The organism is Streptomyces sp. BK79 (assembly GCF_044142145.1).
Classification (GTDB): Bacteria; Actinomycetota; Actinomycetes; order Streptomycetales; family Streptomycetaceae; genus Streptomyces.
The window spans coordinates 39,361-60,621 of record NZ_JBHVOC010000026.1; the positions used below are offsets into that span (position 1 = coordinate 39,361).

Consider the following 21,261-nt stretch of genomic DNA (forward strand, 5'->3'; position numbering starts at 1 on the left):
TGCCGTCACCTGCCTTTCCGTTTCACTGTTCGTTCACTGTCCGTCCTGGTGCGTACGGGAACGCAGTTCCCGACGGAGGATCTTCCCACTCGCCGTCTTGGGCAGCTCTGGCAGGATCTCCACCTGGCGCGGGTACTTGTACGCGGCCAGTCTCTCCTCGCAGTACGCGGCGAGGGCGTCCGGGTCCGCGCCGGCGCCCGGACGCAGGCTGATGTACGCCTTGACGGTCTCGCCCCGGTAGCCGTCGGGCACGCCGACGACGGCGGCCTCGCGCACCGCCGGGTGGGTGTAGAGCACGTCCTCCACCTCGCGCGGCCAGACCTTGAAGCCGGAGGCGTTGATCATGTCCTTCTTGCGGTCGACGACGTAGAGCCACCCCTGGTCGTCCATGAAGCCGATGTCGCCGGTGCGCAGCTCGCCGCCGGGGAAGGTCTCGGCGGTGGCGTCGGGGCGCCGCCAGTAGCCGGGGACGACCTGCGGGCCGCTGACGACGATCTCGCCCTGCTCCCCGAAGGGCACCTCGGCGCCCTCCTCGTCGACGATCCGGACGACGGTCTCGGGGCCGGGCACGCCGACGGCGAGGGTCCCGGAGACCGGGTCGACGGGCGCCTCCAGGTGCGGCGGGACCGAGGCGCACGGCGCGGTGCACTCGGTGAGCCCGTAGCCGTTGCGGATGTACGGGCCGAAGCCCGCGCGGAACTTCTCCACCAGGGCGGGCGGCAGCGGGGCCCCGCCCGAGGAGATGTTCGCGAACGACGCGAAGTGCTCCCGGGTGACCGAGGGGTGGGCGGCGAGCGCCATGAAGGCGGTGGACGGGCCGACCGTGTAGTGCGGCCGGTGCTCGGCGAAGGCGTCCAGCACGACGCCGGCCTCGAAGCGGTACGCCAGGACGAGCGTGCCCACGCTGTTCAGGCAGGCGCCGAACTCGCAGACCATGCCGGTGATGTGGAACAGCGGCGCCAGCGCGAAGTAGACCGGCGCCTCGGGCAGGCCGAGTCCGGTGCGCTGCCGTTCGGCGTTGTACATGATGTTGCGGTGGGTGTTGGTGGCGCCCTTGGGCGTGCCGCTGGTGCCCGAGGTGTAGCTGATGAGCGCGGTGTCGCCGGGCTCCGGGTCGCGTCCGGGCGGGGCACGGTGCCCGGCGCGGGCCGCTTCCGCGAGGTCGTCGGCGTCCCAGGCGGCCGGCAGCCGCTCGAAGGTCAGCACGCGCGCGTCCTGGCGGGTCTGGAAGTCCAGCTCGCACCCGGTGAGCACGATCCGCACCGGCGAGTCGGCCGCCGTCTCGCGCAGGTACGACTCCCAGGCCCGGTCGGAGCAGATCAGCGCGGCCACCTCGCCGTCCCGCAGGACGTGGCCGACCTCCCCCGCCTTGTACATGGGGTTGACGGGTACGACGACCGCGCCCGCCTTCCAGGCGCCGAGGACCGCGAGCACGAAGTGCGGGGAGTTCTGGAGCAGGACCGCGACCCGCTCGCCGCGCGCCAGGCCGCGGGCGGCGAGGTGTCCGGCGACGGAGTCGCTCAGCTCGTCCACCTCGCGGTAGGTGAGGCGGCCGTCGAAGTAGGCGAGGAAGGCGCGGTCGGGTGCCTCGGCGGCGGCCCGGCGCAGGGCGTGCACCAGCGAGGCGTCCGGGTCGAGCGGGGCCTTCTGGACGTCGGTCAGCAGGTCCAGCCAGGGCCTGGCCGCGTAGCGGGAGCCGGTCATCGGGCCGTCGCCTCCTCCCACTGCCTCTGGAGGCGGTTCATGCCGCGCAGCCAGCGGTCGGGCTCGGCGGCGCGGGCCTGGTAGTACGCGGCGACCTCGGGGTGGGGCAGGATCAGGAAGCGGTCCTCCTCGATGCCCTTGAAGAGGGCGTCGGCGACGTCCTGCGGCTCGATCGCGGTGGGCCGCAGGACCAGTTCCCCCGCGCTGCCGCTGGCGGTGAGCATGTCGGTGCGCACGCCCTGGGGGCAGATGGCGTGCACCTTGACGCCGCGGTGGCGGTAGGTGAGGGAGAGCCACTCGGCGAAGGCGTACGCGCCGTGCTTGGTGACGCTGTAGGGCGCGGCGCCGATCATGGTGAGCAGTCCGGCGGCGGAGACGGTGGACACGAAGCGGCCGCTGCCGCGCTCCAGCCAGTCGGGGAGGAGTTCGTGGGCCGCGCGGACGTGGGCCATGACGTTGACGTCCCAGGCGAGCGCCCAGACGGCCTCGTCGGCCGCCTCCGTCCCGCCGGAGCCGACGCCCGCGTTGGCGCAGTAGACGTCGACCGTGCCGCCGAGGGCGTCGCGCGCCTCGGTGATGATCGCGGAGGCGTCGCCCGGGATCGCGATGCCGCCTATCTCGTCGGCGACCGCCTCGGCCCGGTCGGCGTCCAGGTCGTTGACGACGACCCGGGCCCCCTCGGCGGCGAAGCGGCGGGCCAGCGCGGCGCCGATACCGCCTCCCGCCCCGGTGACGACGACTCCGGCGTTCTGCGCGGCTTCCACCATCGGTCTCCTTCGACACGGCTGCGACACCACGTGCGTGGCCCTGCTGCAGCGCCAGACTAACCAGTCGGTATGTACGACGGAAGAGGCGAAACGCGGTCTACTCCATTCCGTGCGGCCCGAACCCGGGTTAGCGTGCGTGCGCATGACACCCGCCGCGATCACGGAGGTCACCGCATGACGCTGTCCAGACGGTCCCTGCTCGCCACGACGGCCGCGGTGGCGGCCACCACCACGGCGGCCGGGGCCGCCACGGCGGGAACGGCGCAGGCGGCACCAGCCGGCCACGGCGGCCGCCGGCTGCGCACCGGCTTCGAGCGGCTCGCCGACGACGGCTACGCGCTGCTCGACGGACAGAAGGTCGGCGTCGTCACCAACCCGACCGGCATCACCCGGGACGTCCGCCACATCGTGGACGTGATGCACGCCGACGACCGCGTGGACCTCACCTCCGTCTTCGGGCCCGAGCACGGCTTCCGGGGCACCGCACAGGCGGGCGGCTCCGAGGGCCGCTACGACGACCCCGCGACCGGGCTGCCGGTCTACGACACGTACCTGAAGAGCGGGCAGCCGCTGGCGGACATCTTCACGGCGTCCGGCGTGGACACCGTCGTCTTCGACATCCAGGACGTCGGCGCGCGCTTCTACACGTACATCTGGACGCTGTTCGACTGCATGGAGGCCGCCCGGCTGGCGGGGAAGCGGTTCGTGGTCCTGGACCGGCCGAACCCGGTGACCGGGCGGGCGGCGCTCGGGCCGGTCCTGCACGAGGAGTTCGCGACCTTCGTCGGCCGCAAGCCCATCGCGCAGGCGCACGGCATGACGGTCGCCGAGCTGGCGCGGCTGTTCAACGGGGAGTTCCTGACGGCGCCGGTGCCGCTGGAGACCGTGACGATGTCGGGCTGGAAGCGCTCGGAGTTCTACGACGCCTCCGGGCTGCCCTGGGTGCCGCCGAGCCCGAACATGCCGACGCCGGAGTGCGCGCTGGTGTACTCCGGGACGTGCCTGTTCGAGGGCACGAACCTCTCGGAGGGGCGCGGCACCACCCGCCCGTTCGAGCTGATCGGCGCGGAGGGCGTCGACGGGAGCTGGGCCGCCGCAGCCAACGCGGTCGGGCTGCCGGGCGTGCGCTTCAGGGAGGCGTATTTCGCGCCGACCTTCTCCAAGTTCCAGGGGAAGACCGTCGGGGGCGTGCAGCTCCACGTGCACGACCGGGCCGCCTTCGACCCGGTGCGCACGGGGATCGCGCTCCTGGTGACCGCGAAGCGGACCTGGAGCGGTTTCGCCTGGCGGCCGGACAACTGGATCGACAAGCTCACCGGCTCCACGCAGGTCCGCACCATGATCGACGCGGGCGCGGACACCGACGAGGTGGTGGGCGGCTGGGAGGCGGAACTGGCGGCGTTCCGCGGGACGCGCCGCCAGTACCTCCTCTACAGGTGAGCCCGCGACCGGCCGGTCACCGGTGGGACGTGAACTCCACGACCTGCTGGTAGGTCGGCCGGTTCTGCCAGCCGATGCCGCCGTGCTTGATGCCGCCGAGGGTGCGGTGGATCACCGAGTCGGCGCACCACTGGTCGCCGGCCGCGCAGCTGTCGTCGCCGGGGTATACCTGGGCGGGCGTCCGGCCCGCCGCCTCCTTCAGGGTCGCGACCAGGGTGTCCCGGCAGGCGGCGAGGTCGCCGCCGCCGCAGTACGCGCGCGCGAGCGGCCCCTTGACGGGTTCGCCGAGCACCGACCGGACGTCCTTGTCGACATAGCTCCACCAGCCGTACTGGAAGGCGCTGCCGGCGTGGGCGCCGGTCGGGCCGTGCGCGGCGGACGGGGACTCGTCGACGGGCAGGTTCCGGGTGAAGGCCGTGTACAGGTCGCTGCCGAGCCCCGGTTCGAACACGGCCTTCACCAGCAGCGGCCACCAGGCGTCCAGGGTGCGGATCGCGTCGGCGTGGGCGTACTTCTTCGACCCGGCCGCCGTCTGGGTGCGCAGCCCGCCCGCCGCGTGCCACGCCTTGAGCCGGTCCACGGCGGTCTGCGCCGCGGGGTCGGTCACCGGCGCGGACTCGACCACCTTCAGCAGGTCGGGCAGGACGTCCTCGGCCCGCAGGTCGGCGAGGCCCGCCTCGGCCATCGCCCGCACCAGCGCGGCCCGGGTGACGCCGCCTTCGGCGACCAGCTTCCCGACACGGTCGTCGAGGAGGTTGCCGCGGTGGACGGAGCCGTTGCCCCAGGGGGCGGTGGTGTAGTCCCGGGCCTGTTTGTTGTTCCAGGAGACGTAGTAGTCCTGGTCGAGTGACTGGGGATGGGCCGGGGCGGGCGTGTAGCGGGCCGTGTCGGCGGCCGGGTCCCAGTCCCGCCACTCGTACGCGGGCCGCGCCCAGACCGGGAAGTCGGCGTCGACGCCGTCCGCGCGCACCGGGTTGTCACCGCTGTTGTAGTACGCGGTGCGCTCGGAGTCGGCGTAGAACCAGTTGAAGGTGTAGTTGATGTGCTGGACGGCGCTCTGGAAGCGTTCGGGGCCGGTCAGGTAGTCCGGGTCGTTCAGCATCTGGAAGCCGATGATCGAGTCGGCCTCGTGCATGAACGACGAGCGCAGGGAGGTGTAGGCGACCCTCTTGCCGCCGACCGTGGCGCGGTACTCGACCGGGCCGTACTCCGTGCGCCAGACCCGCATCGTGTAGGACCCGGCCTTCGTGCCGTCGGCGACGGTCGGCTTCCAGGCGTTCTTGCGCTCGATCTTCTCCATCGGCGTGCAGGTGCCGCGGTGGAGGTAGTGGTAGTCGTCCTGGCACAGTTCGACGGCGTACGTGTCGATGATGTCCTGGCCCGAGGTGGTCGCGCTCCACGCGTAGTCCTGGCCGCGGCCGAGTTCGACGTACATGCTCAGGCCCGCGAAGGAGGCGCCGCGGGCGCTGATGCCGGGGCCCTGGATCTCCTGGAGCATGAGGAGCTGCGGCGCGAAGTAGCCGGTCTGCGGGCCGAAGACGGCGACCGGGTGGCCGCTCGCGGTGTGCTCGCCGCTGACGACGAGGGCGTTGGACATGCCGCGCCGGGCCGAGGTGAGGGCCGCGTCCGCCGCCGTGGCGGAGGCGTCGGTCGCGCCGGAGGCGGCGGCGCTGCCCGTACGGTCGTACACGAGGGGTTCCGCCTCGACCGAGCCGGCGTCCGGCAGGGCGCGGCCCCGCGGGTCGTCGGGCCGGGTCAGGTACGGGAAGCTGCCGGCGTGCTGGGTGAGGACCGCCTCGGGGTCGTTGCGCTGGCGGAAGGACTCCCAGACCTTCGTGCCCTCGGCGACGCCGTACTTCTCCTGGGCGGCGAGCAGGGAGAGCGCGTTGGTGACCTCGCCGCCGCCTCCGGAGCCGAAGAGGGAGCCGATGACGGAGGCCAGCGCGATCAGGTCGGCGCGCTTGAAGCGCTCGATGGTGCCGGCGTTGGTGAGGGCGTTCTTGTGGCCGGTCAGGACGTACTCGCCGGGGAAGTAGCGGCCCTTGTCGGAGGCCTCGATGTAGGCGTTGATCCCGGCGACGTAGGCGTCCACGTCGGCCAGCGCCAGCTTCCCGCGCTCGCCGGCCTTGGCGGCGGCGCTCTCGATCTGCGCCTCCAGGTCGGCCTCGGTGTACGGGGCGCTGCGCCAGAACTGCTGCTCCAGGCCCTGGTTGGCGGGGGCGCCGCCGGCGAAGGGGGTCAACTGGCCGCGTCCGACGTGCCGGAAGAGGTCCATCAGCCACAGCCGGTCCTGGGCCGCCGCGTAGCCGGCGCCGAACTCGGTGCCGTAGCGGGTGGTGCCGGTGATGTGCGGTACGCCGGTCCTCTTGTCGCGGACGATGGTCACGTCGTCGCGGCCCGCCGGGCGGACGGTGGAGGCGACCTGGCCGTCGGGGACGCCGAAGGAGGCGTCGTTGAAGAACGTGTTGATCTTGTCGTTGGTGAGGCCGGAGTACCCGGTGGCGAGGTTCGCGTAGGGCCCGAGCTGGTCCTCGGCGTGGGCGGGCTGGGTGCCGAAGGCCTGGTTGAGGAGGATCTGGGCGAGGGTGGCGTTGCCGTTCTGGCCGGGCGGCAGGATGTCGGAACACTGGCCGCCGCAGTGGTCGTTCGCGCTCGCCGCACTGATCTTCTCGGCGGCGGCCGGAGCGGTTGCGTCCGAGGTCGGGGCCGGTTCCGCGGCCGTCGCGGGGGACAGCGGCGACAAGAGGCCGACCACGAGGGCGCATAGGGACGCGCCCTTCAGGAACCCGTGGAAGCCGCGGGGAGTTCTCAGTCTGTCGAGGACGTTGCGTGGGGTGCGCCGTGGCATGGCAGCTCCTCCCGACGGGGGTGGAGCCGGACGTTACCGCCGGTATGCCCGAGTTGGAAGATGAACACGCGTCACTTTTTTCGGAGCGGGTGGATCGGCTGATGAGGGGCATCGGAAATCGGATGGAGCCGAATCGCGTGTCGATACGTCTATTCGGCGACGTCCGCAGGGACGACGCCGAAGTGACCGAAGTGCAGGTGCAGGTGTGACGGAGGTGCAGGGCTATGGCCGGTTTCCGAAGTCTGGCGAGACAGGTCCGCGATCCACGGTGCGACCTGGCGCTACGGCGCTATTCGCTGCGCAAGTGCCTTGAGCGGTTCGCCCCTTACGGGCACAGGGCGACCTGGGACCATCTGTGTTCCCGGGCCGGGTTCGGTCCCGAGGACCGCTCCCCCGACCCAGCGCGGCTCGTGGCCGCACTGGTGGAGCTGGAGGAGGCGCGTTCGGTGTGGCTGGCCTACGAGGCCGGGTTCGCCGAGCGGCGCAGGAAGGAGAAGCACGACGGGCTGCGCAGGCCGGGCAGCGTGGACGACTGGCACCGGATGACCTGGGGCGGTTTCGGCGTCGCGTGGTGCGACGATCCCCGCGTCCACCCCGACGGACCGCTGGCGGAGGTGCTGCGGCGGCTGATCTCGGCGCTGGAGCGTGAACCGGGGTCCGTGTGCCCGGTCTGCCACGGGGAGCGCCTGGTGTGGACGTACGACCTCGACCACGAGCCCTCGACGGGCCCCGTGTGCGCGGACTGCGGGATCCTCGTCCCGCGGCCCGTCCTGACCCCCGACGCGCTGGCCGACGCGCGCAGGGGGCGACTGCTGATGTCGGCCTAGCCGGCCGCTGGGGCGTGCCGGGGACGCCGCGTGCCCCTGGCCGCCCGTACGGGGTGCGGACGGGGGGAATTGTCAGTGGTGACCCGCACCATGAGGGAATGGTGCGGGCATGGGTGCAGGTGTGCGTGAACGGGACACGGGGCGGCGCGGACGGCGCGGCGGTGCCGCTGTCGCCGGAGGCCATCGCCGGCTCCGCGGCCGAAGCGGTGGCCGCCGGGGCGGCGGACGTCCACGTCCATCCCAAGACCCCGTGCGGGCGGGACACGTTGTCGCCCCGCGTGCTCGCGGTCACGCTGGAGGCGATACGGGCGCGGGTGCCGGGGTCGGTGCCGGTCGGTGTCACGACGGGTGCGTGGGCCGAGCCCGACCCGGCCGCCCGCGTGGCCCGGGTGCGGAGTTGGTCGGCGCTGCCCGACCACGCCTCGGTCAACTGGCACGAGCCGGGCGCCGAGCGGGTGGCCGCCGCGCTGATGGAGCGCGGGGTGGGCGTGGAGGCCGGTGTCTGGTCCGGCACGGACGGGGCCGCCCGGTTCCTGCGCTCACCGCTCGGGCCGAAGGTGCTGCGGGTGCTGGCGGAGGTCACCGACACCGGCCCGGCGTCCGCCGAGCACTCCGCGCGCGCCCTGCTGTCCGACCTCGGCGAGGCCCACGGCCGCCCCGTCCTGCTGCACGGCGAGGACGGCGGCGTCTGGCCGGTGCTGCGGCTGGCCGGCCGGCTGGGCCTGGCGACCCGCGTCGGCCTGGAGGACACCCTGCTCCTGCCGGACGGCCGCCGGGCCGCCTCCAACGCCGAGCTGGTCGCGGCGGCCCTGTCCTGGGGGACGTCGGCACGGCGGGGCGGGCCGTGAGACGCGGCGACCTGCCGGGACAGGCCCCGCCCCCGGAGGGCGAGGCGCGACGCCCGGCCCGCCCCGGACCGGCGGGCCCGGGTCTCACGCGGGCGACCGCGGCTGCGGGGCGGGCCTGCGCGGGCGGCTGCGGGGCGGGCCCGCGCGGGCGGCTGCCGCTGCCGCTGCCTCTGCGGGAGGGTGAGGGTACCCGCGCGACCGTGGGGCGGGCCCGCGCGTGCCACCGCGAGGCGTACGCACCCGTGCGGCTGCGGGGCGTACGTCGCGCGGGCGACCGCGAGACGGACCCGCGTATGCGGTCGCGGGCCGCGCACGCGCGGGGCGACGCCCGTCGCCGGAAGACCGGGCGGTCAGTCGCAGCACTCCTTCTGCCGCGCGCCGACGCCACCCGTGCGCCTGCCGCCGGGGGCGGTGGCTGGGGCGCGACGTTCCACCAGGAGGCGGGAGCCGGTGAGGCGTTCGCCGAAGACGTCGTCGGGGTTGGACAGGACACAGGTGTCCAGGGACAGGCAGCCGCAGCCGATGCAGTCGGTGAGGTGGTCGCGCAGCCGGTTCAACTGCTTGATCCGCTCGTCGAGTTCGGAGCGCCAGGACGCGGAGAGCCGCGCCCAGTCGTCCTCGGTGGGCGTACGCCCCTCCGGCAGCTCGGCGAGCGCCTCGCGGATCGTGGCGAGGGGGATGCCGACCCGCTGCGCCGCGCGCACGAAGGCGACCCGGCGCAGCGCGTCCCGGCTGAAGCGGCGCTGGTTGCCCGACGTGCGGCGGCTGCTGATCAGGCCCTTGGACTCGTAGAAGTGCAGGGCGGAGACGGCGGCGCCGCTGCGCGCGGCGAGCTGGCCGACCGTGAGCTCGTGGATCTTCTCGGGAATCTGAGGCACTCCCCGAACCCTACCGACCCGCTCACCCCTCCGGTCCGTTGACAGGGGCCCCGCCGCCGACCATGCTAAGCAGTCGCTTAGAGTCGTGCGAGCAGAGAGGCCGGGACATGGCAGAGCCGAGGATCTTCACATCCGCCGACGACGTGAAGGCGGCGGTCGGCGAGCAGCTGGGGTACACCGACTGGCTGGACGTCGACCAGAAGCGGATCGACCTGTTCGCGGAGGCGACCGGCGACCACCAGTGGATCCACGTGGACCCGGAGAAGGCCGCCGCGGGCCCGTTCGGCACCACCATCGCGCACGGCTACCTGACCCTGTCGCTGCTCCCGCTGTTCGGGCCGCAGCTGATCCGGGTCGAGGGCGTCAAGATGGGCGTCAACTACGGCACCAACAAGGTCCGTTTCCCCTCCCCCGTGCCGGTCGGCTCGCGCCTGCGCGCCACGGCGACGATCACCGGCGTCGAGGACGTCAAGGGAGGGATCCAGGTGGCCGTCGCCTTCACCGTGGAGCGCGAGGGCGGCGACAAGCCGGTGTGCGTCGCCGAGTCGGTCTCCCGCTACTACCTCTGAGCGGCGCCGGACGGCGCGGCTCCCACCATCCGCAGCACGAGGTCGGCGTAGAGCGCGCCGACCTCGTCGGGCGTGCGCGGGCCGTTCACGTTGAACCAGCGGGCCACGTCGATGCAGAGCGACAGCACGGCGAGCGTCGTGCCCTTCACGTCCGGCACGTCGAACTCGCCCGACGCCACGCCGTCGTCGATGATGCCGCGCACCTCGGCGTCGCACTGCCGGCGCAGCGCGAGGATCTCGTCGCGGGCCTCGGGACCGAGCGCGTCCAGTTCGTACTGCACCACCCGCGCGGTCGTGCGCCGGCCGGCGTGCCAGCGCACGAAGGAGCTGACGGCGTCGGCGAGCCGCTCGGTGGCGCTGCCCTCGCCCTGGGCCGCCGCCCGCAGGATGGCGACCGCCCGGTCGTGGCCGATCCGGCTGATGCGGTGGAGCAGTTCTTCCTTGGTCTTGTAGTGGATGTAGAGCGCGGCCGGGCTCATGCCGGCCCGCCCGGCGATGTCGCGGGTCGTGGTCGCGTGGTACCCGCGCTCGGCGAACGCCTCCACCGCGGCCACCAGGAGCCGCCGGGCCGCGTCCGGGGTGACCTCTTCCCACGGCTCGGTGTCGCCGCCCGCCGTCTCGGCCGCCGTACTCATCGCTTGTTCGCCCCTCTCGGTGACAGGAGCACCACCATACCGCCGAAGCTGAGCGGGCGCTTAGGGCAGCCGCCGCGCGGACGCGTCAGCCCAGCTTCTCGAAGGGGTCGTGCTCGGCGAGGAGCTTCTCCAGCCGGGCCTGGTCGACACGGCTGACGATCTGCCCGGCCTCCTGGCGGTCGCGGATGATCTTGGCCAGCGTGAAGGCCGACGTGACGAGGTACAGGACGGCTATGGCGAGGAAGGCGCGCACCCAGGCGTCGGCCTGGAGGTTGTAGATGCCGACGGCGGTGGCGATCATCGCGACCGCGAACGAGGCGACGGCCTGCCCGTAGAAGGCCGCCGTGCTCTGCTGCTTGACCGGTGTGTCACTCATGGGAAAAGGATCGGCGGACGTGGCCGGGGCCACATCCGCCGAGGTACTCAGACCCGGTACTCAGAAGGCCGAGACACCGGTCAGCGCCCGCCCGATGACCAGCTTCTGGATCTGGCTGGTGCCCTCGTAGAGGGTCATCACGCGGGCGTCGCGCAGCAGCTTGCCGGCCGGATACTCGTCGATGTAGCCGTAGCCGCCGAAGACCTGGAGGGCGTTGTTCGCGGCGCGCACGGCGGCCTCCGAGGCGAACAGCTTGGCCTTGGAGGACTCGACGGTGAAGGGCTGCCCGCGGTCGATCAGGTCGGCGACCCGCCAGGTCAGCAGCCGGGCGGCGTCCACGTCGAGGGCGATGTCGCTGATCAGCTCCTGGACGAGCTGGTGGTGGGCGATGGTCTTCCCGAACTGCTCGCGCTCACCGGCGTACCGCACGGCCGCGTCCAGCGCGGCCTGGGCTATGCCGACGCAGCCCGCAGCGACCGACATCCGCCCCTTGGCGAGGGCCGACATGGCGACCGAGAAGCCCTTGCCCTCGGGGGCGAGCATCGCGGAGGCGGGGACGCGGACGTCCTCCAGGACCAGCTCGGCGGTGGCCTGGCCGCGCAGCCCGAGCTTGCCGTGGATGGTGCGGCGGGTCAGGCCGGGTGTGTCGGTGGGGACCAGGAAGGCGGAGACGCCCTTGTGGCCGGGCGCGTCCGTGGAGCGGGCGAAGAGCAGCACGACGTCGGCCCAGGTGCCGTTGGTGATGAACATCTTGGTGCCGTTGATCACGTAGTCGTCGCCGTCGCGCACCGCGCGGGTGGACAGGTTCCCGGCGTCCGACCCCGTGCCGGGCTCGGTCAGGCCGAAGCAGCCGACGTACGCGCCGGAGGTGAGGCCCGGCAGCCAGCGCCGCTTCTGCTCCTCGTCGCCCCAGGCGGCGATCGTCTTGGCGACCAGGCCGAGGGAGACGGACACGATGCCGCGCACGGAGCTGTCGCCGCGCCCCAGCTCCTCGGTGACCAGACAGTAGGCGAGGTGATCGCCGCCGGAGCCGCCGTACTCCTCGTCGATCGTCAGCCCGAGGAAGCCGACCTCGCCGAGCTTCTTCACGATCCCCCGGTCGACCTCCTCGGCCCGGTCCCAGGCGACGACGTTGGGGGCGATCTCGCGCTCCACGAAGTCCCGGGCGAGCCGCCGCACCGCGGTCTGCTCCTCGCTGAGCTCCAGGTTCATGCCGAGTCACCCCACAGGAAAGATCCGAGAAAGGATCCGGACAGCCGGATCTTGAAAGCCGTACATTTAAATTAGCACTGCTAGTTTCTGTGCGCAGCCCTACTATGTGCGCCATGGCCCGACCGCGCAAGCCCCTGCTCAGCACCGACCGCATCGTCGAGACGGCGCGCGCGCTGGTGGACGCGGAGGGCCTCGCGGCCGTCTCCACCCGGCGGCTCGCGGCGGAGCTGGGGGTCAGCGGACCCTCGCTCTACAACCACTTCCGGACCAAGGACGAGATCCTGGAGGCGGTCGCCGACTCGGTGAGCGCCCAGGTCGACCTGTCGATGTTCGAGGACGGCCGCCAGTGGCGGACCGCGCTGCACGACTGGGCCGTCTCCTACCGGGCGGCCCTGCGCGACCACCCCAACATCGTCCCGGTCCTCGCCCACGGACCCGGCCGCCGCCCGTCCGCGCTGCGCCTCGCGGACGCCGTCTACGGCGCGATGGTCGACGCGGGCTGGCCCCCGGCCCAGGCCACCTCGATCGGCGCGCTGATGCGGTACTTCGTGATGGGCTCCGCGCTCGGCTCCTTCGCCGGCGGCTTCCCGGACGACGCCGGCGCCTACGACCCCGCCGACTACCCGCACCTCGGCAAGGCGCACCTGCTGGCCGAGCAGCAGGAGAAGATCGACGAGCGGGCCTTCGAGACCGGGCTGACCGCGCTGCTGGACGGACTGGCGCAGCAGTACGAGCGGCTCACCCGGGGCGGCTAGGAACGCCCAGGGCGAGCAGGGCGGTGTCGTCGTCGACGCCGTCGCCGAGCTTCTCCAGCAGCGCGGCCACGGCGGCGATCACGTCCGGGGGCGCTGTCGACGCCTGCCGGGCGGCGAAGTCCCGCAGCCGTTGTTCGCCGTAGAGGGTGGTGCGGCCGGGGTCCGTGCGGGCCTCGGTCAGACCGTCGGTGTAGAGCAGCAGGGTGTCGCCGGGTGCCAGGACGGCGGTGGCGGGAGTGAAGGAGGCGTCGGGCAGCGCGCCGACCAGCATGCCCCCGGGGGTGGTGAGGTACTCGGCCCGCCCCGGGCCGTCGACCGGGGCGCCGGCCCGCAGCAGGAGGGCCGGCGGGTGACCGCCGGAGGCGAGGCGGACCGTGGTGCGGCCGTGCTCCGGGTCCGGTTCGACGACGCCCACGACGGCGGTGCAGTGGCGCGGATCGGCCTCGACGCCGTAGCGGTCGTACAGGGCGGCGTTGAGGGTGGTCAGGGCGCTGACCGGGTCCGAGTCGTGGAAGACGGCCGCCCGCAGGGTGTAGCGGGTGAGGGAGGTGACGGCGGCGGCCCCGGGCCCCTTGCCGCTCACGTCGCCGAGGAAGAACGCCCAGCGCCGGCGGTCCAGGGCGAACAGGTCGTAGAAGTCGCCGCCGAGCCGGTCGGGTGAGGCCGTGTAGTAGTACGAGGCCACGTCCAGACCGGGGACGGTGGGCAGTTCGGCGGGGAGCAGCGCCTGCTGGAGCACGGCGAGGGCGTCGGTCAGCCGGGCCCGGTCGGCCTCGGAGCGGCAGCGGGCCTCCTCCGCCTCCCGCCGGGCCGCCTCGGCCACCTCGCGCGCCTCGTCGGCCGCGGCCCTGCGGCGCAGCAGTTCCTCCTCGTAGGCACGCCGGTCGGAGGCGTCGAACACGGTGGTGCGGATGAGTACGGGTTCGCCGTCCGCGGCGCGTTTGACCACAGCGGAGACCAGTACCGGCAGGCGTCCGCCCGTCGCGGTCGCCAGCTCCAGCGCGATGCCGCTGATCTCGCCGCGCAGGCGCAGAAGCGGGGCGAAGTGGGTCTCGTGGTACAGCCTGCCGCCGACGCCGAGCAGGTCGGCGAAGCGCATCCGGCCCACCACCTCGCGCCGCTCCAGACCGAGCCAGTCCAGCAGCGTCGCGTTGACCTTGGTGACGGTGCCGTCCATCGCCGTGGACAGGAAACCGCACGGGGCCGAGTCGTAGAGCTCCTCGGCGCTGTCCTCCGGGCCGGGCGGGCCGCCGCCCGGTGGCGTCGGTGGCGTCGGCCCGCCCCGGTCACCGCCGGCGCCGGGGGCGGGGTCAGGAGCCTTGCCGGGTGCCATGGACGCGGCCCAGGAAGTCGAGTACGGCGTCGGCGGTGGCCTCGGGGGCGCTCAGCTGGGGGCAGTGCCCGGTGGCGTCCAGGGTCACCAGCCGGGCGCCGGGGATCCGCGACCGCACGAACGCGCCGACCCCCCGGGGCGCGATGACGTCCTCGGCGCACTCGACGACCAGCGTGGGCACCTTCACCTCCTCCAGGTCCCCGCGGTTGTCCGAGAGGAACGTGGTGCGGGCGAAGACGCGGGCCATCGCCGGGTCGGTGGCGCAGAAGCTGTCGGTCAGCTCCCGGCCCAGTTCCGGCCGGTCGGGGTTGCCCATGATGACCGGCGCCATCGCGGACGACCAGCCGAGGTAGTTCGACTCCAGCGAGGCCAGCAACTCCTCGATGTCGGCCGGTGTGAAGCCGCCGCGGTACCCGTCGTCGTCGATGTAGCGCGGGGAGGGGGTGACCATGACCAGGGAGCCGATGCGGTCGGGTGCCGAGCGGGCGGCCAGCACGCCGGCCATCGCGCTCACCGAGTGCCCGACGAAGGTAGCCCCCGTGACGTCCAGCGCCCGCAGGACGTCGACGGCGTCCTGCGCGTAGCCCTCCAGTGACGCGTACCGCTCGGCGTCCCAGGCCGAGGGGTCGGAGCCGCCCGAGCCCACGTAGTCGAACAGGACCAGCCGGTGGTGCTCCGCCAGGCGGGGCACCACGAGACGCCACATGTTCTGGTCGCAGCCGAAGCCGTGCGCGAGCACCACCACCGGCCCGTCGGGGTCGCCGGTCACCGTGACGTTGTTCCGGTGCCGTACGTCCGAGTCCGCCATGCCGCCTCCAGGTCGTGGCCCTGCACACTCCTCTGGTACCCAATAAGAAGATAAGCGCGTTTATTTCCCGTTGTGTGACTGTTTGTCTTTCCCGTTGTGTGCCTGTTCGTCCGTGGGGAAGGTTCCGGGAAGGTTCCGGGGTCCCGACCGTTCGGCGTCCACCGAACGGTCGGTGTCGCATGCTGGGGTCATGACCTCGAAGGACCCCACAGCCGCCGCACTCGCCCGGCTGGCCGCGCTGATCGCCGACGAGACCAGGGCCGCCTGTCTGCTGGCACTGCTCGACGGGCGGGCGTGGACCGCCGGTGAGCTGGCCCGGCACGCGGGGGTCGCCGCGTCGACGCTCAGCGAGCACCTGGGCAAGCTCGTCGCGGGCGGTCTGCTCGCCGAGGAGCGGCAGGGGCGGCACCGGTACGTGCGGCTGGCCGACGCGCGGGTCGCGCAGCTGGTGGAGGACCTGGCCGCGCAGGTCGCGCCCGAGGCCGAGGCGCGGCGTCCGCGCACGCTGCGGGCGTCGAGCGCCGGGTCGGCGATGGCCCGGGGGCGCACCTGCTACGACCACCTCGCCGGGCGGCTCGGCATCGCGGTCACCGACGCGCTGACCGTACGCGGGCTGCTGCGCCAGGACACCGGCTTCGCCCTCACCGACGCGGGGCTCGGCTGGTTCGAGGCCGCCCGGATCGCCCTGAAGCCCACCGGCCGCCGGCCGCTGGCCCGCGCCTGCCTCGACTGGACCGAGCGCCGCCCCCATCTCGCCGGCGTCGCGGGCGCGGCCCTGTGCCGGCACGCGCTGGACGCGGGCTGGTGCGTGCGCATCGGGTCCGAGCGGGCGGTGAGGCTCACGCCGGCCGGCGAGGACGCCCTGTCCGGCCTGCTGGGCATCGACCCGGCGGCGCTGCGGTGAGCCCGCCGGGGCCCCGTGCCCGCTCGGGCGGCGCGCCGGGCCGCGTGGGTGTCCGTCCGGAATCCGCCAGTAGCCCTGCCCTTTCCTTCCTAGCCTCTGGAGCATGATGAGTACCGCCCCGTCCCGCCGTCCCCACCTCCTCGCGGCCGGCGCGGCCACGGTCACCGTGGTCCTGTGGGCCTCCGCGTTCGTGTCGATCCGCAGCGCCGGCGAGGCGTACTCGCCGGGCGCGCTGGCGCTCGGGCGGCTGCTGTCGGGCGCGCTGGCGCTCGGCGTCATCTGCCTGCTGCGCCGGGAGGGACTGCCGCCGCGCCCCGCCTGGCGGGGGATCGCGATATCGGGGCTGTTGTGGTTCGGCTTCTACATGGTCGTCCTGAACTGGGGCGAGCAGGAGGTCGACGCCGGTACGGCGGCCCTGGTGGTGAACGTCGGGCCGATCCTCATCGCCCTGCTCGGCGCCCGGCTGCTCGGGGACACGCTGCCGCCGCGGCTGCTGGCGGGCATGGCGGTGTCGTTCGCCGGCGCGGTGACCGTGGGGCTGTCGATGTCCGGCGAGGGCGGTTCCTCGCTGTTCGGGGTGGTGCTGTGCCTGCTGGCCGCCGTGGCGTACGCGGGCGGGGTGGTCGCGCAGAAGCCCGCTCTGGGGCATGCGAGCGCCCTTCAGGTGACGACGTTCGGGTGCCTGGTCGGGGCGGTGCTCTGCCTGCCGTTCGCGGGGCAGCTGGTGCGCGACGCGGCCGACGCCCCCGCCTCCGCGACGCTCAACATGGTCTACCTGGGCGTGTTCCCGACCGCGCTGGCGTTCACGACGTGGGCGTACGCCCTGGCCCGTACGACCGCCGGGCGGATGGGCGCGACCACCTACGCCGTGCCCGCCCTCGTCGTCCTGATGTCGTGGCTGGCCCTGGGCGAGGTACCGGGGCTGCTCACCCTGGCGGGCGGCGCGCTGTGCCTGGCGGGCGTGGCGGTGTCCCGGTCCCGGAAGGGCACGGCGGCGGCTCCGCCTCCCGGAAGGGTTACGGAGCCGCGCACGAAGGACACCGGCCGGGTCTAGCGCATCACCGGCCGGGTCTGGCGCACCACCCGGCCGGGTCCGAGCGCCGCCGGCCGGGTCCGAGCGCCGTCGGCCGGGTCCAAGCACCGTCGGCCGGGCCTAGAACACCACCAGCGCCCGTCCGCCCTTGCCCGCGAGCATGTTCTCGAAGGCCGCCGGGATGCCGTCCAGGGCGATCCGCTCCGTGACCAGGGAGCCGAGGTCCAGGCGTCCGGCGCGGACGTGCTCGGCCAGCACCGGCAGGTCGCGGGCCGGGTCGGCGTTGCCGTAGACGCAGCCGGAGAGGGTGCGGCCCCAGTGGAAGATCTCCAGGGCGTGGAAGGTGACCTGCTGGTCCTTGCCGCCGATGCCGACGACCGTGGTGCGGCCGCCGCGCCGGGTGGACTCCCAGGCGGTGCGGATGGTGACCGCGCGGCCGACGCACTCGACGGCGACGTCGACCCCCTGCTTGCCGGTGAGGGCCCGGATCTCGCGGGCGGTGGTGTCGGAGGCGACGACGTAGTCGGTGGCGCCGGCCGCGCGGGCGAGTTCCTCCTTCTCGGGAGAGACGTCCACCGCGACGATCTTGGACGCGCCCGCGATCCGGGCCGCCTGGAGCGCGGCGAGGCCCACTCCCCCGACGCCGAACACGGCGACCGTCTCGCCCTCGCGGACCTTCGCCGAGTGGTGGACGGCGCCGTAGCCGGTGAGGACGGCGCAGCCGAGCAGCGCGGCGTCGGTGAGCGGGATGCCGTCGGGGACGGGCAGGACGCAGTCGGCGTTCACCACCGTCTCCTCGGCGAACGCGGCGACGTTCAGACCGGGGTGCAGGTCGGTACCGTCGTCCGCGCGGCGGGCGTGCAGGTTGGCGGCGCCGGCCAGGGCGTTGGCGCACAGCCAGACCTCGCCCAGCGAGCAGGCGTGGCACGCGCCGCAGGACGGCGCCCAGTTGAGGACGACCTCGTCGCCGGGGGCGATGCCGGTGACGTCCTCGCCGACGGCCAGGACGGTGCCGGCGCCCTCGTGGCCGAGGACGGCGGGGAGCGGCACGCTCATGGTGCCGTTGGACAGGGACAGGTCGGAGTGGCAGACCCCGGCGGCGGCGAGCCTCACCCGGACCTGCCCCGGGCCGGGCTCGGGCAGCTCTATCCCGGTGACCTCCAGCGGGGCGCCTACGGCGGGTACGACGGCGGCACGGACAGCGGTACGGACGGCCATGACGTGGGCAACTCCCCTGGAGCTAGAACTGGAGGGACTTGGTCTGGAGGTACTCGGTGAGGCCGTGCGGGCCCAGTTCGCGGCCCACGCCGGACTGCTTGTAGCCGCCGAAGGGCGCCAGGGGGTTGAACCGGCCGCCGTTGATGTCGACCTGGCCGGTGTCCATACGGCGGGCGAAGGCCACCGCCTCCGCCTCGTCCCCGGCCCAGACCGCGCCGGCGAGGCCGTAGACCGTCCCGTTGGCGATCCGCAGGGCGTCCTCCTCGTCGTCGTAGCGCAGGACGGACAGGACGGGCCCGAAGATCTCCTCCTGGGCGATGGTCATCTCCTCGGTGACGTCGGCGAAGACCGTCGGGCTGACGAAGTACCCCTGCTCGCGCGGGGCTTCGGGGCCGCCCGCGACGAGCCGCGCGCCCTCGGCGACGCCCTTCTCGATGTAGCCGCGCACCCGCTCCTGCTGCCTGGCGTTGACGAGCGGGCCGATCCGGTCGCCGTACTTGGCGGCGGCCTCGGCGGCCAGCTCCACGGCCTCGTCGTACTGGTCGCGGTGGACCAGCATCCGGGTCCAGGCGCTGCACGTCTGGCCGGAGTTGGACATGACGTTGGCGACGCCGACGTTGACGGCCTTGGCGAGGTCGGCGCTCGGGAGGACGACGTTGGCGGACTTGCCGCCGAGTTCGAGGGCGACCTTCTTGACGGCGGCGCCGGCGAGGGCGCCGATCCGGCGGCCCACGGCGGTGGAGCCGGTGAAGGAGACCAGGTCGACACCCGGGTGCTCGGCGAGGGACTGGCCGGCGACCGGGCCGAGGCCGGTGACCAGGTTGAAGACGCCCGCCGGGACGCCGGCCTCGTGCACGGCCTCGGCGAAGAGCTGGGCGGTCAGCGGGGTGTCCTCGGCGGGCTTCAGCACGACCGTGCAGCCGGCCGCGAGCGCCGGGGCGACCTTGGCGACGATCTGGTGGAGCGGGTAGTTCCACGGGGTGATGGCCCCGACCACGCCGATCGGCTCGTGGTGGACCACGGAGTTGCCGATCTTCTCCTCGAAGGCGTACGTCGCCGCCAGCTCGGCGTAGGAGCCCGCGACCGCGATCGGGGCGGCCGCGTGCACGGCCTGGGAGAACTTCAGCGGCGAGCCCAGCTCGGCGGTGACCGTCTCGGCGATCTCGTCCTTGCGGGCCACCAGCACGTCCCGCAGGGCGGCCAGCCGTGCGGCCCGCTCGGCGGGCGGAGTGGCGGCCCAGGCCGGCAGGGCGGCGCGGGCGGCCCGTACGGCGGTGTCGACGTCCAGTGCGGTGCCGGCGGGGACCGTGCCGATCGCCCGCTCGTCGGCCGGGTTCACGACGTCGATCGTGTCCCGTCCGTCGGCGGGCCGCCAGGCTCCGTCGATGTACATGCCGTCGTGTGCCTTCATCGCGTTCCCTCCGGGCGGGCCTCGTCGTCCGGCCCCAAACTAGCGCCGATAGTTTTACGGCACCAGGGGCGGCCACCATGGTGGCGCGGCTCACCCTCCCGGCGGCCGGAAACCGGCGGGATCACTCCTCCAGGTCCGGCAGCCGCGCCGGGGCGGGGCAGATCCGGTCGCCGTGCTGGTCGAAGACGAACAGGTGGGCGAGGTCGACGAGGAGCGGGACCTGCATGCCGTGGCGGAGGTCGATGTCGGGGGTGGTCCGGACGATCAGGTCCCCGGGCAGGCGGCCGTCGGGAGGGGCGAGGGCGGGGCCGTCCTCCTCCTCGTCGTCCATGACCACCACCGGACCGGCCCGCAGGGCGCCCGCGCGTTCCCTCAGCCGGTTCAGGACCGTGCCGTCGCGGCGGCGGCGCCTGGCCGGGCGGGCGGCGGGCCGCGGCGCCTCCAGGTCGGGCACGACGGCCGGCCGCGAACCGGTGTTGAAGTGGACGAGCACCTCGTGCCCCTGGAACTCGACGTGCTCCACCAGGCCGGTGAGCAGTACCTCGCCGGGACGGGCGGAGGAGGGCTTCGCGATCCGCACGGCCTCCGAGCGCAGGCCGACGATGACCTCGCGGCCCTGCTGGACCCGGAGCAACTGGTGGTCCAGGGACAGCGGTTCGGGCAGGCGCAGGAACTGTTTGCCCAGGCTGATGGTCATCGCCCCGTCTAGCGGGGCGCGGACCAGGCCGCGCAGCAGGTTGATGCGCGGGGTGCCGATGAAGGCGGCGACGAAGACGTTGCGCGGCAGGGCGTAGACCGCGCGCGGGCTGTCCACCTGCTGGAGCACTCCGCCACGCAGGACGGCGACGCGGTCGCCGAGGGACATGGCCTCGGACTGGTCGTGGGTGACGTAGACGGTGGTGACGCCCAGTTCCCGCGTGAGCTTGGTGATCTCGGCGCGCAGGTGGTTGCGGAGTTTGGCGTCGAGGTTGGACAGCGGCTCGTCCATGAGGAACGCGCTGGGGTGGCGGGCGATGGCCCGTCCCATGGCGACGCGCTGGCGTTCCCCGCCGGAGAGCTGGGCGGGGAAGCGGTCGAGGAGGTCCTCGATGCCCAGCATGCGGGCGGTGGCGTCCACGCGGGGCCCGTGGTCGGCCTGCGGGGCCTCGACGCGCAGCGGGAAGCCGATGTTCCCGCGGGTCGTCATGTTCGGGTAGAGGGCGAAGTTCTGGAAGACCATGGCCATGCTCCGCTCGGCGGGGAGCAGGTCGTTGGCGTACTCCCCGTCCAGCAGCAGCCGGCCCTCGGTGATCTCCTCCAGGCCGGCGATCATCCGCAGCACGGTGGACTTGCCGCAGCCGGAGGGGCCGAGCAGGACGAGGAACTCGCCGGGCGCGATGTCCAGCGACAGCCGGTCCACCACGCGGACGCCTCGCGGGTAGGTCTTGCTCACGTCGTGCAGGGAGATGGCGCGTGTCATGGGAGGTGCCCCCGGGGGCTCACTGAGCGCTGGTGCTCCGCGGTCGGACGCCCTCGTGCGGGTCGTACGGGGCGTGTGAGTCACGGAAGCTAACGGAATGTGTGCGGCCGGGGAAGACACCGGACCTCAATTCGGCACGGGCGTCCATCTGTTGAGAAAGCGGACGGCCGAATTCAGGTGGCGGCGACGCCCGAGGTCGGACCCGACGGGCCGTCGCCGGACCTCACGGCCCGGTC

At 73.4% G+C, this 21,261-nt stretch carries 20 protein-coding genes; 8 read left to right on the forward strand and 12 right to left on the reverse strand.

Annotated features, from left to right (window positions below; translation table 11 throughout):
• Positions 1-33: 33 nt before the first annotated feature.
• Positions 34-1,704, reverse strand: coding sequence for a class I adenylate-forming enzyme family protein (locus ACFIF2_RS29045; RefSeq protein ID WP_395576203.1), 1,671 nt, complete (start codon positions 1,702-1,704; stop codon positions 34-36).
• Complete coding sequence (locus ACFIF2_RS29050) at positions 1,701-2,471, reverse strand: SDR family oxidoreductase (protein ID WP_395576204.1); 771 nt, start codon at positions 2,469-2,471, stop codon at positions 1,701-1,703. Before ACFIF2_RS29050 ends, ACFIF2_RS29045 begins: the two co-directional genes overlap by 4 nt.
• A gap of 174 nt (positions 2,472-2,645) precedes the next feature.
• On the opposite strand from ACFIF2_RS29050, the gene ACFIF2_RS29055 reads away from it, so the two are divergent.
• The gene (locus ACFIF2_RS29055) at positions 2,646-3,911 is read left to right on the forward strand and encodes an exo-beta-N-acetylmuramidase NamZ domain-containing protein (protein ID WP_395576205.1); all 1,266 of its coding nucleotides are present in this window, start codon (positions 2,646-2,648) and stop codon (positions 3,909-3,911) included.
• 16 nt (positions 3,912-3,927) lie between these two features.
• On the opposite strand, the gene ACFIF2_RS29060 is transcribed toward ACFIF2_RS29055, so the two are convergent.
• Positions 3,928-6,759 carry a penicillin acylase family protein gene (locus ACFIF2_RS29060; protein WP_395576206.1) on the reverse strand — a complete coding sequence of 944 codons (2,832 nt, stop codon included), beginning with the start codon at positions 6,757-6,759 and terminating at the stop codon, positions 3,928-3,930.
• On the opposite strand from ACFIF2_RS29060, the gene ACFIF2_RS29065 reads away from it, so the two are divergent.
• The 3 genes from ACFIF2_RS29065 (at position 6,753) to ACFIF2_RS29075 (ending at position 8,434) form a co-directional block, all read left to right on the forward strand.
• On the forward strand, positions 6,753-6,968 hold the full coding sequence (locus ACFIF2_RS29065) for a hypothetical protein (RefSeq protein WP_395576207.1): 216 nt from the start codon (positions 6,753-6,755) through the stop codon (positions 6,966-6,968). The genes ACFIF2_RS29060 and ACFIF2_RS29065 overlap by 7 nt on opposite strands.
• A 15-nt stretch (positions 6,969-6,983) precedes the next feature.
• Complete coding sequence (locus ACFIF2_RS29070; protein ID WP_395576208.1) at positions 6,984-7,586, forward strand: hypothetical protein; 603 nt, start codon at positions 6,984-6,986, stop codon at positions 7,584-7,586.
• Positions 7,587-7,684: 98 nt separating this feature from the next.
• Positions 7,685-8,434: a 3-keto-5-aminohexanoate cleavage protein gene (locus ACFIF2_RS29075; protein ID WP_395576209.1), complete on the forward strand. Its 750-nt coding sequence runs from the start codon at positions 7,685-7,687 to the stop codon at positions 8,432-8,434.
• Positions 8,435-8,784: 350 nt separating this feature from the next.
• On the opposite strand, the gene soxR is transcribed toward ACFIF2_RS29075, so the two are convergent.
• The gene (gene soxR / locus ACFIF2_RS29080; protein ID WP_395576210.1) at positions 8,785-9,312 is read right to left on the reverse strand and encodes a redox-sensitive transcriptional activator SoxR; all 528 of its coding nucleotides are present in this window, start codon (positions 9,310-9,312) and stop codon (positions 8,785-8,787) included.
• Between the two features lie 107 nt (positions 9,313-9,419).
• Between soxR and ACFIF2_RS29085 the strand changes: the two genes are divergently transcribed.
• Positions 9,420-9,881, forward strand: coding sequence for a MaoC family dehydratase (locus tag ACFIF2_RS29085; protein WP_395576211.1), 462 nt, complete (start codon positions 9,420-9,422; stop codon positions 9,879-9,881).
• On the opposite strand, the gene ACFIF2_RS29090 is transcribed toward ACFIF2_RS29085, so the two are convergent.
• The 3 genes from ACFIF2_RS29090 to ACFIF2_RS29100 all read right to left on the reverse strand — a co-directional run bounded on the left by ACFIF2_RS29090 (position 9,872) and on the right by ACFIF2_RS29100 (position 12,104).
• On the reverse strand, positions 9,872-10,516 hold the full coding sequence (locus tag ACFIF2_RS29090) for a TetR family transcriptional regulator (RefSeq protein WP_395576212.1): 645 nt from the start codon (positions 10,514-10,516) through the stop codon (positions 9,872-9,874). The two genes, ACFIF2_RS29085 and ACFIF2_RS29090, sit on opposite strands and share 10 nt — an antisense overlap.
• Before the next feature lie 85 nt (positions 10,517-10,601).
• Positions 10,602-10,892 carry a YiaA/YiaB family inner membrane protein gene (locus tag ACFIF2_RS29095; protein ID WP_395576213.1) on the reverse strand — a complete coding sequence of 97 codons (291 nt, stop codon included), beginning with the start codon at positions 10,890-10,892 and terminating at the stop codon, positions 10,602-10,604.
• 60 nt (positions 10,893-10,952) lie between these two features.
• Entirely contained in the window at positions 10,953-12,104 is a 1,152-nt protein-coding gene (locus ACFIF2_RS29100) for an acyl-CoA dehydrogenase family protein (protein WP_395576214.1), read from the reverse strand.
• Positions 12,105-12,217: 113 nt separating this feature from the next.
• On the opposite strand from ACFIF2_RS29100, the gene ACFIF2_RS29105 reads away from it, so the two are divergent.
• Complete coding sequence (locus ACFIF2_RS29105; protein ID WP_395576215.1) at positions 12,218-12,859, forward strand: TetR/AcrR family transcriptional regulator; 642 nt, start codon at positions 12,218-12,220, stop codon at positions 12,857-12,859.
• Here the strand turns inward: ACFIF2_RS29105 and ACFIF2_RS29110 are convergent.
• Positions 12,843-14,192 carry a PP2C family protein-serine/threonine phosphatase gene (locus ACFIF2_RS29110; protein ID WP_395576216.1) on the reverse strand — a complete coding sequence of 450 codons (1,350 nt, stop codon included), beginning with the start codon at positions 14,190-14,192 and terminating at the stop codon, positions 12,843-12,845. The genes ACFIF2_RS29105 and ACFIF2_RS29110 overlap by 17 nt on opposite strands.
• Positions 14,170-15,000, reverse strand: a complete 831-nt coding sequence (locus ACFIF2_RS29115) for an alpha/beta fold hydrolase (RefSeq protein WP_395576217.1) — start codon at positions 14,998-15,000, stop codon at positions 14,170-14,172. The genes ACFIF2_RS29110 and ACFIF2_RS29115 overlap by 23 nt, the downstream gene beginning before the upstream one ends.
• Positions 15,001-15,190: 190 nt before the next feature.
• Between ACFIF2_RS29115 and ACFIF2_RS29120 the strand changes: the two genes are divergently transcribed.
• Positions 15,191-15,904, forward strand: coding sequence for an ArsR/SmtB family transcription factor (locus ACFIF2_RS29120; RefSeq protein WP_395576218.1), 714 nt, complete (start codon positions 15,191-15,193; stop codon positions 15,902-15,904).
• 106 nt (positions 15,905-16,010) lie between these two features.
• On the forward strand, positions 16,011-16,958 hold the full coding sequence (locus ACFIF2_RS29125; RefSeq protein ID WP_395576290.1) for a DMT family transporter: 948 nt from the start codon (positions 16,011-16,013) through the stop codon (positions 16,956-16,958).
• A gap of 99 nt (positions 16,959-17,057) precedes the next feature.
• Here ACFIF2_RS29125 and ACFIF2_RS29130 read toward each other — a convergent pair whose 3' ends face one another.
• The 3 genes from ACFIF2_RS29130 to ACFIF2_RS29140 all read right to left on the reverse strand — a co-directional run bounded on the left by ACFIF2_RS29130 (position 17,058) and on the right by ACFIF2_RS29140 (position 21,025).
• On the reverse strand, positions 17,058-18,155 hold the full coding sequence (locus ACFIF2_RS29130; RefSeq protein ID WP_395576219.1) for a zinc-binding dehydrogenase: 1,098 nt from the start codon (positions 18,153-18,155) through the stop codon (positions 17,058-17,060).
• A gap of 22 nt (positions 18,156-18,177) precedes the next feature.
• Positions 18,178-19,566 carry an aldehyde dehydrogenase family protein gene (locus ACFIF2_RS29135; protein ID WP_395576220.1) on the reverse strand — a complete coding sequence of 463 codons (1,389 nt, stop codon included), beginning with the start codon at positions 19,564-19,566 and terminating at the stop codon, positions 18,178-18,180.
• Between the two features lie 121 nt (positions 19,567-19,687).
• The gene (locus tag ACFIF2_RS29140; protein ID WP_395576221.1) at positions 19,688-21,025 is read right to left on the reverse strand and encodes an ABC transporter ATP-binding protein; all 1,338 of its coding nucleotides are present in this window, start codon (positions 21,023-21,025) and stop codon (positions 19,688-19,690) included.
• Positions 21,026-21,261 lie beyond the last annotated feature (236 nt).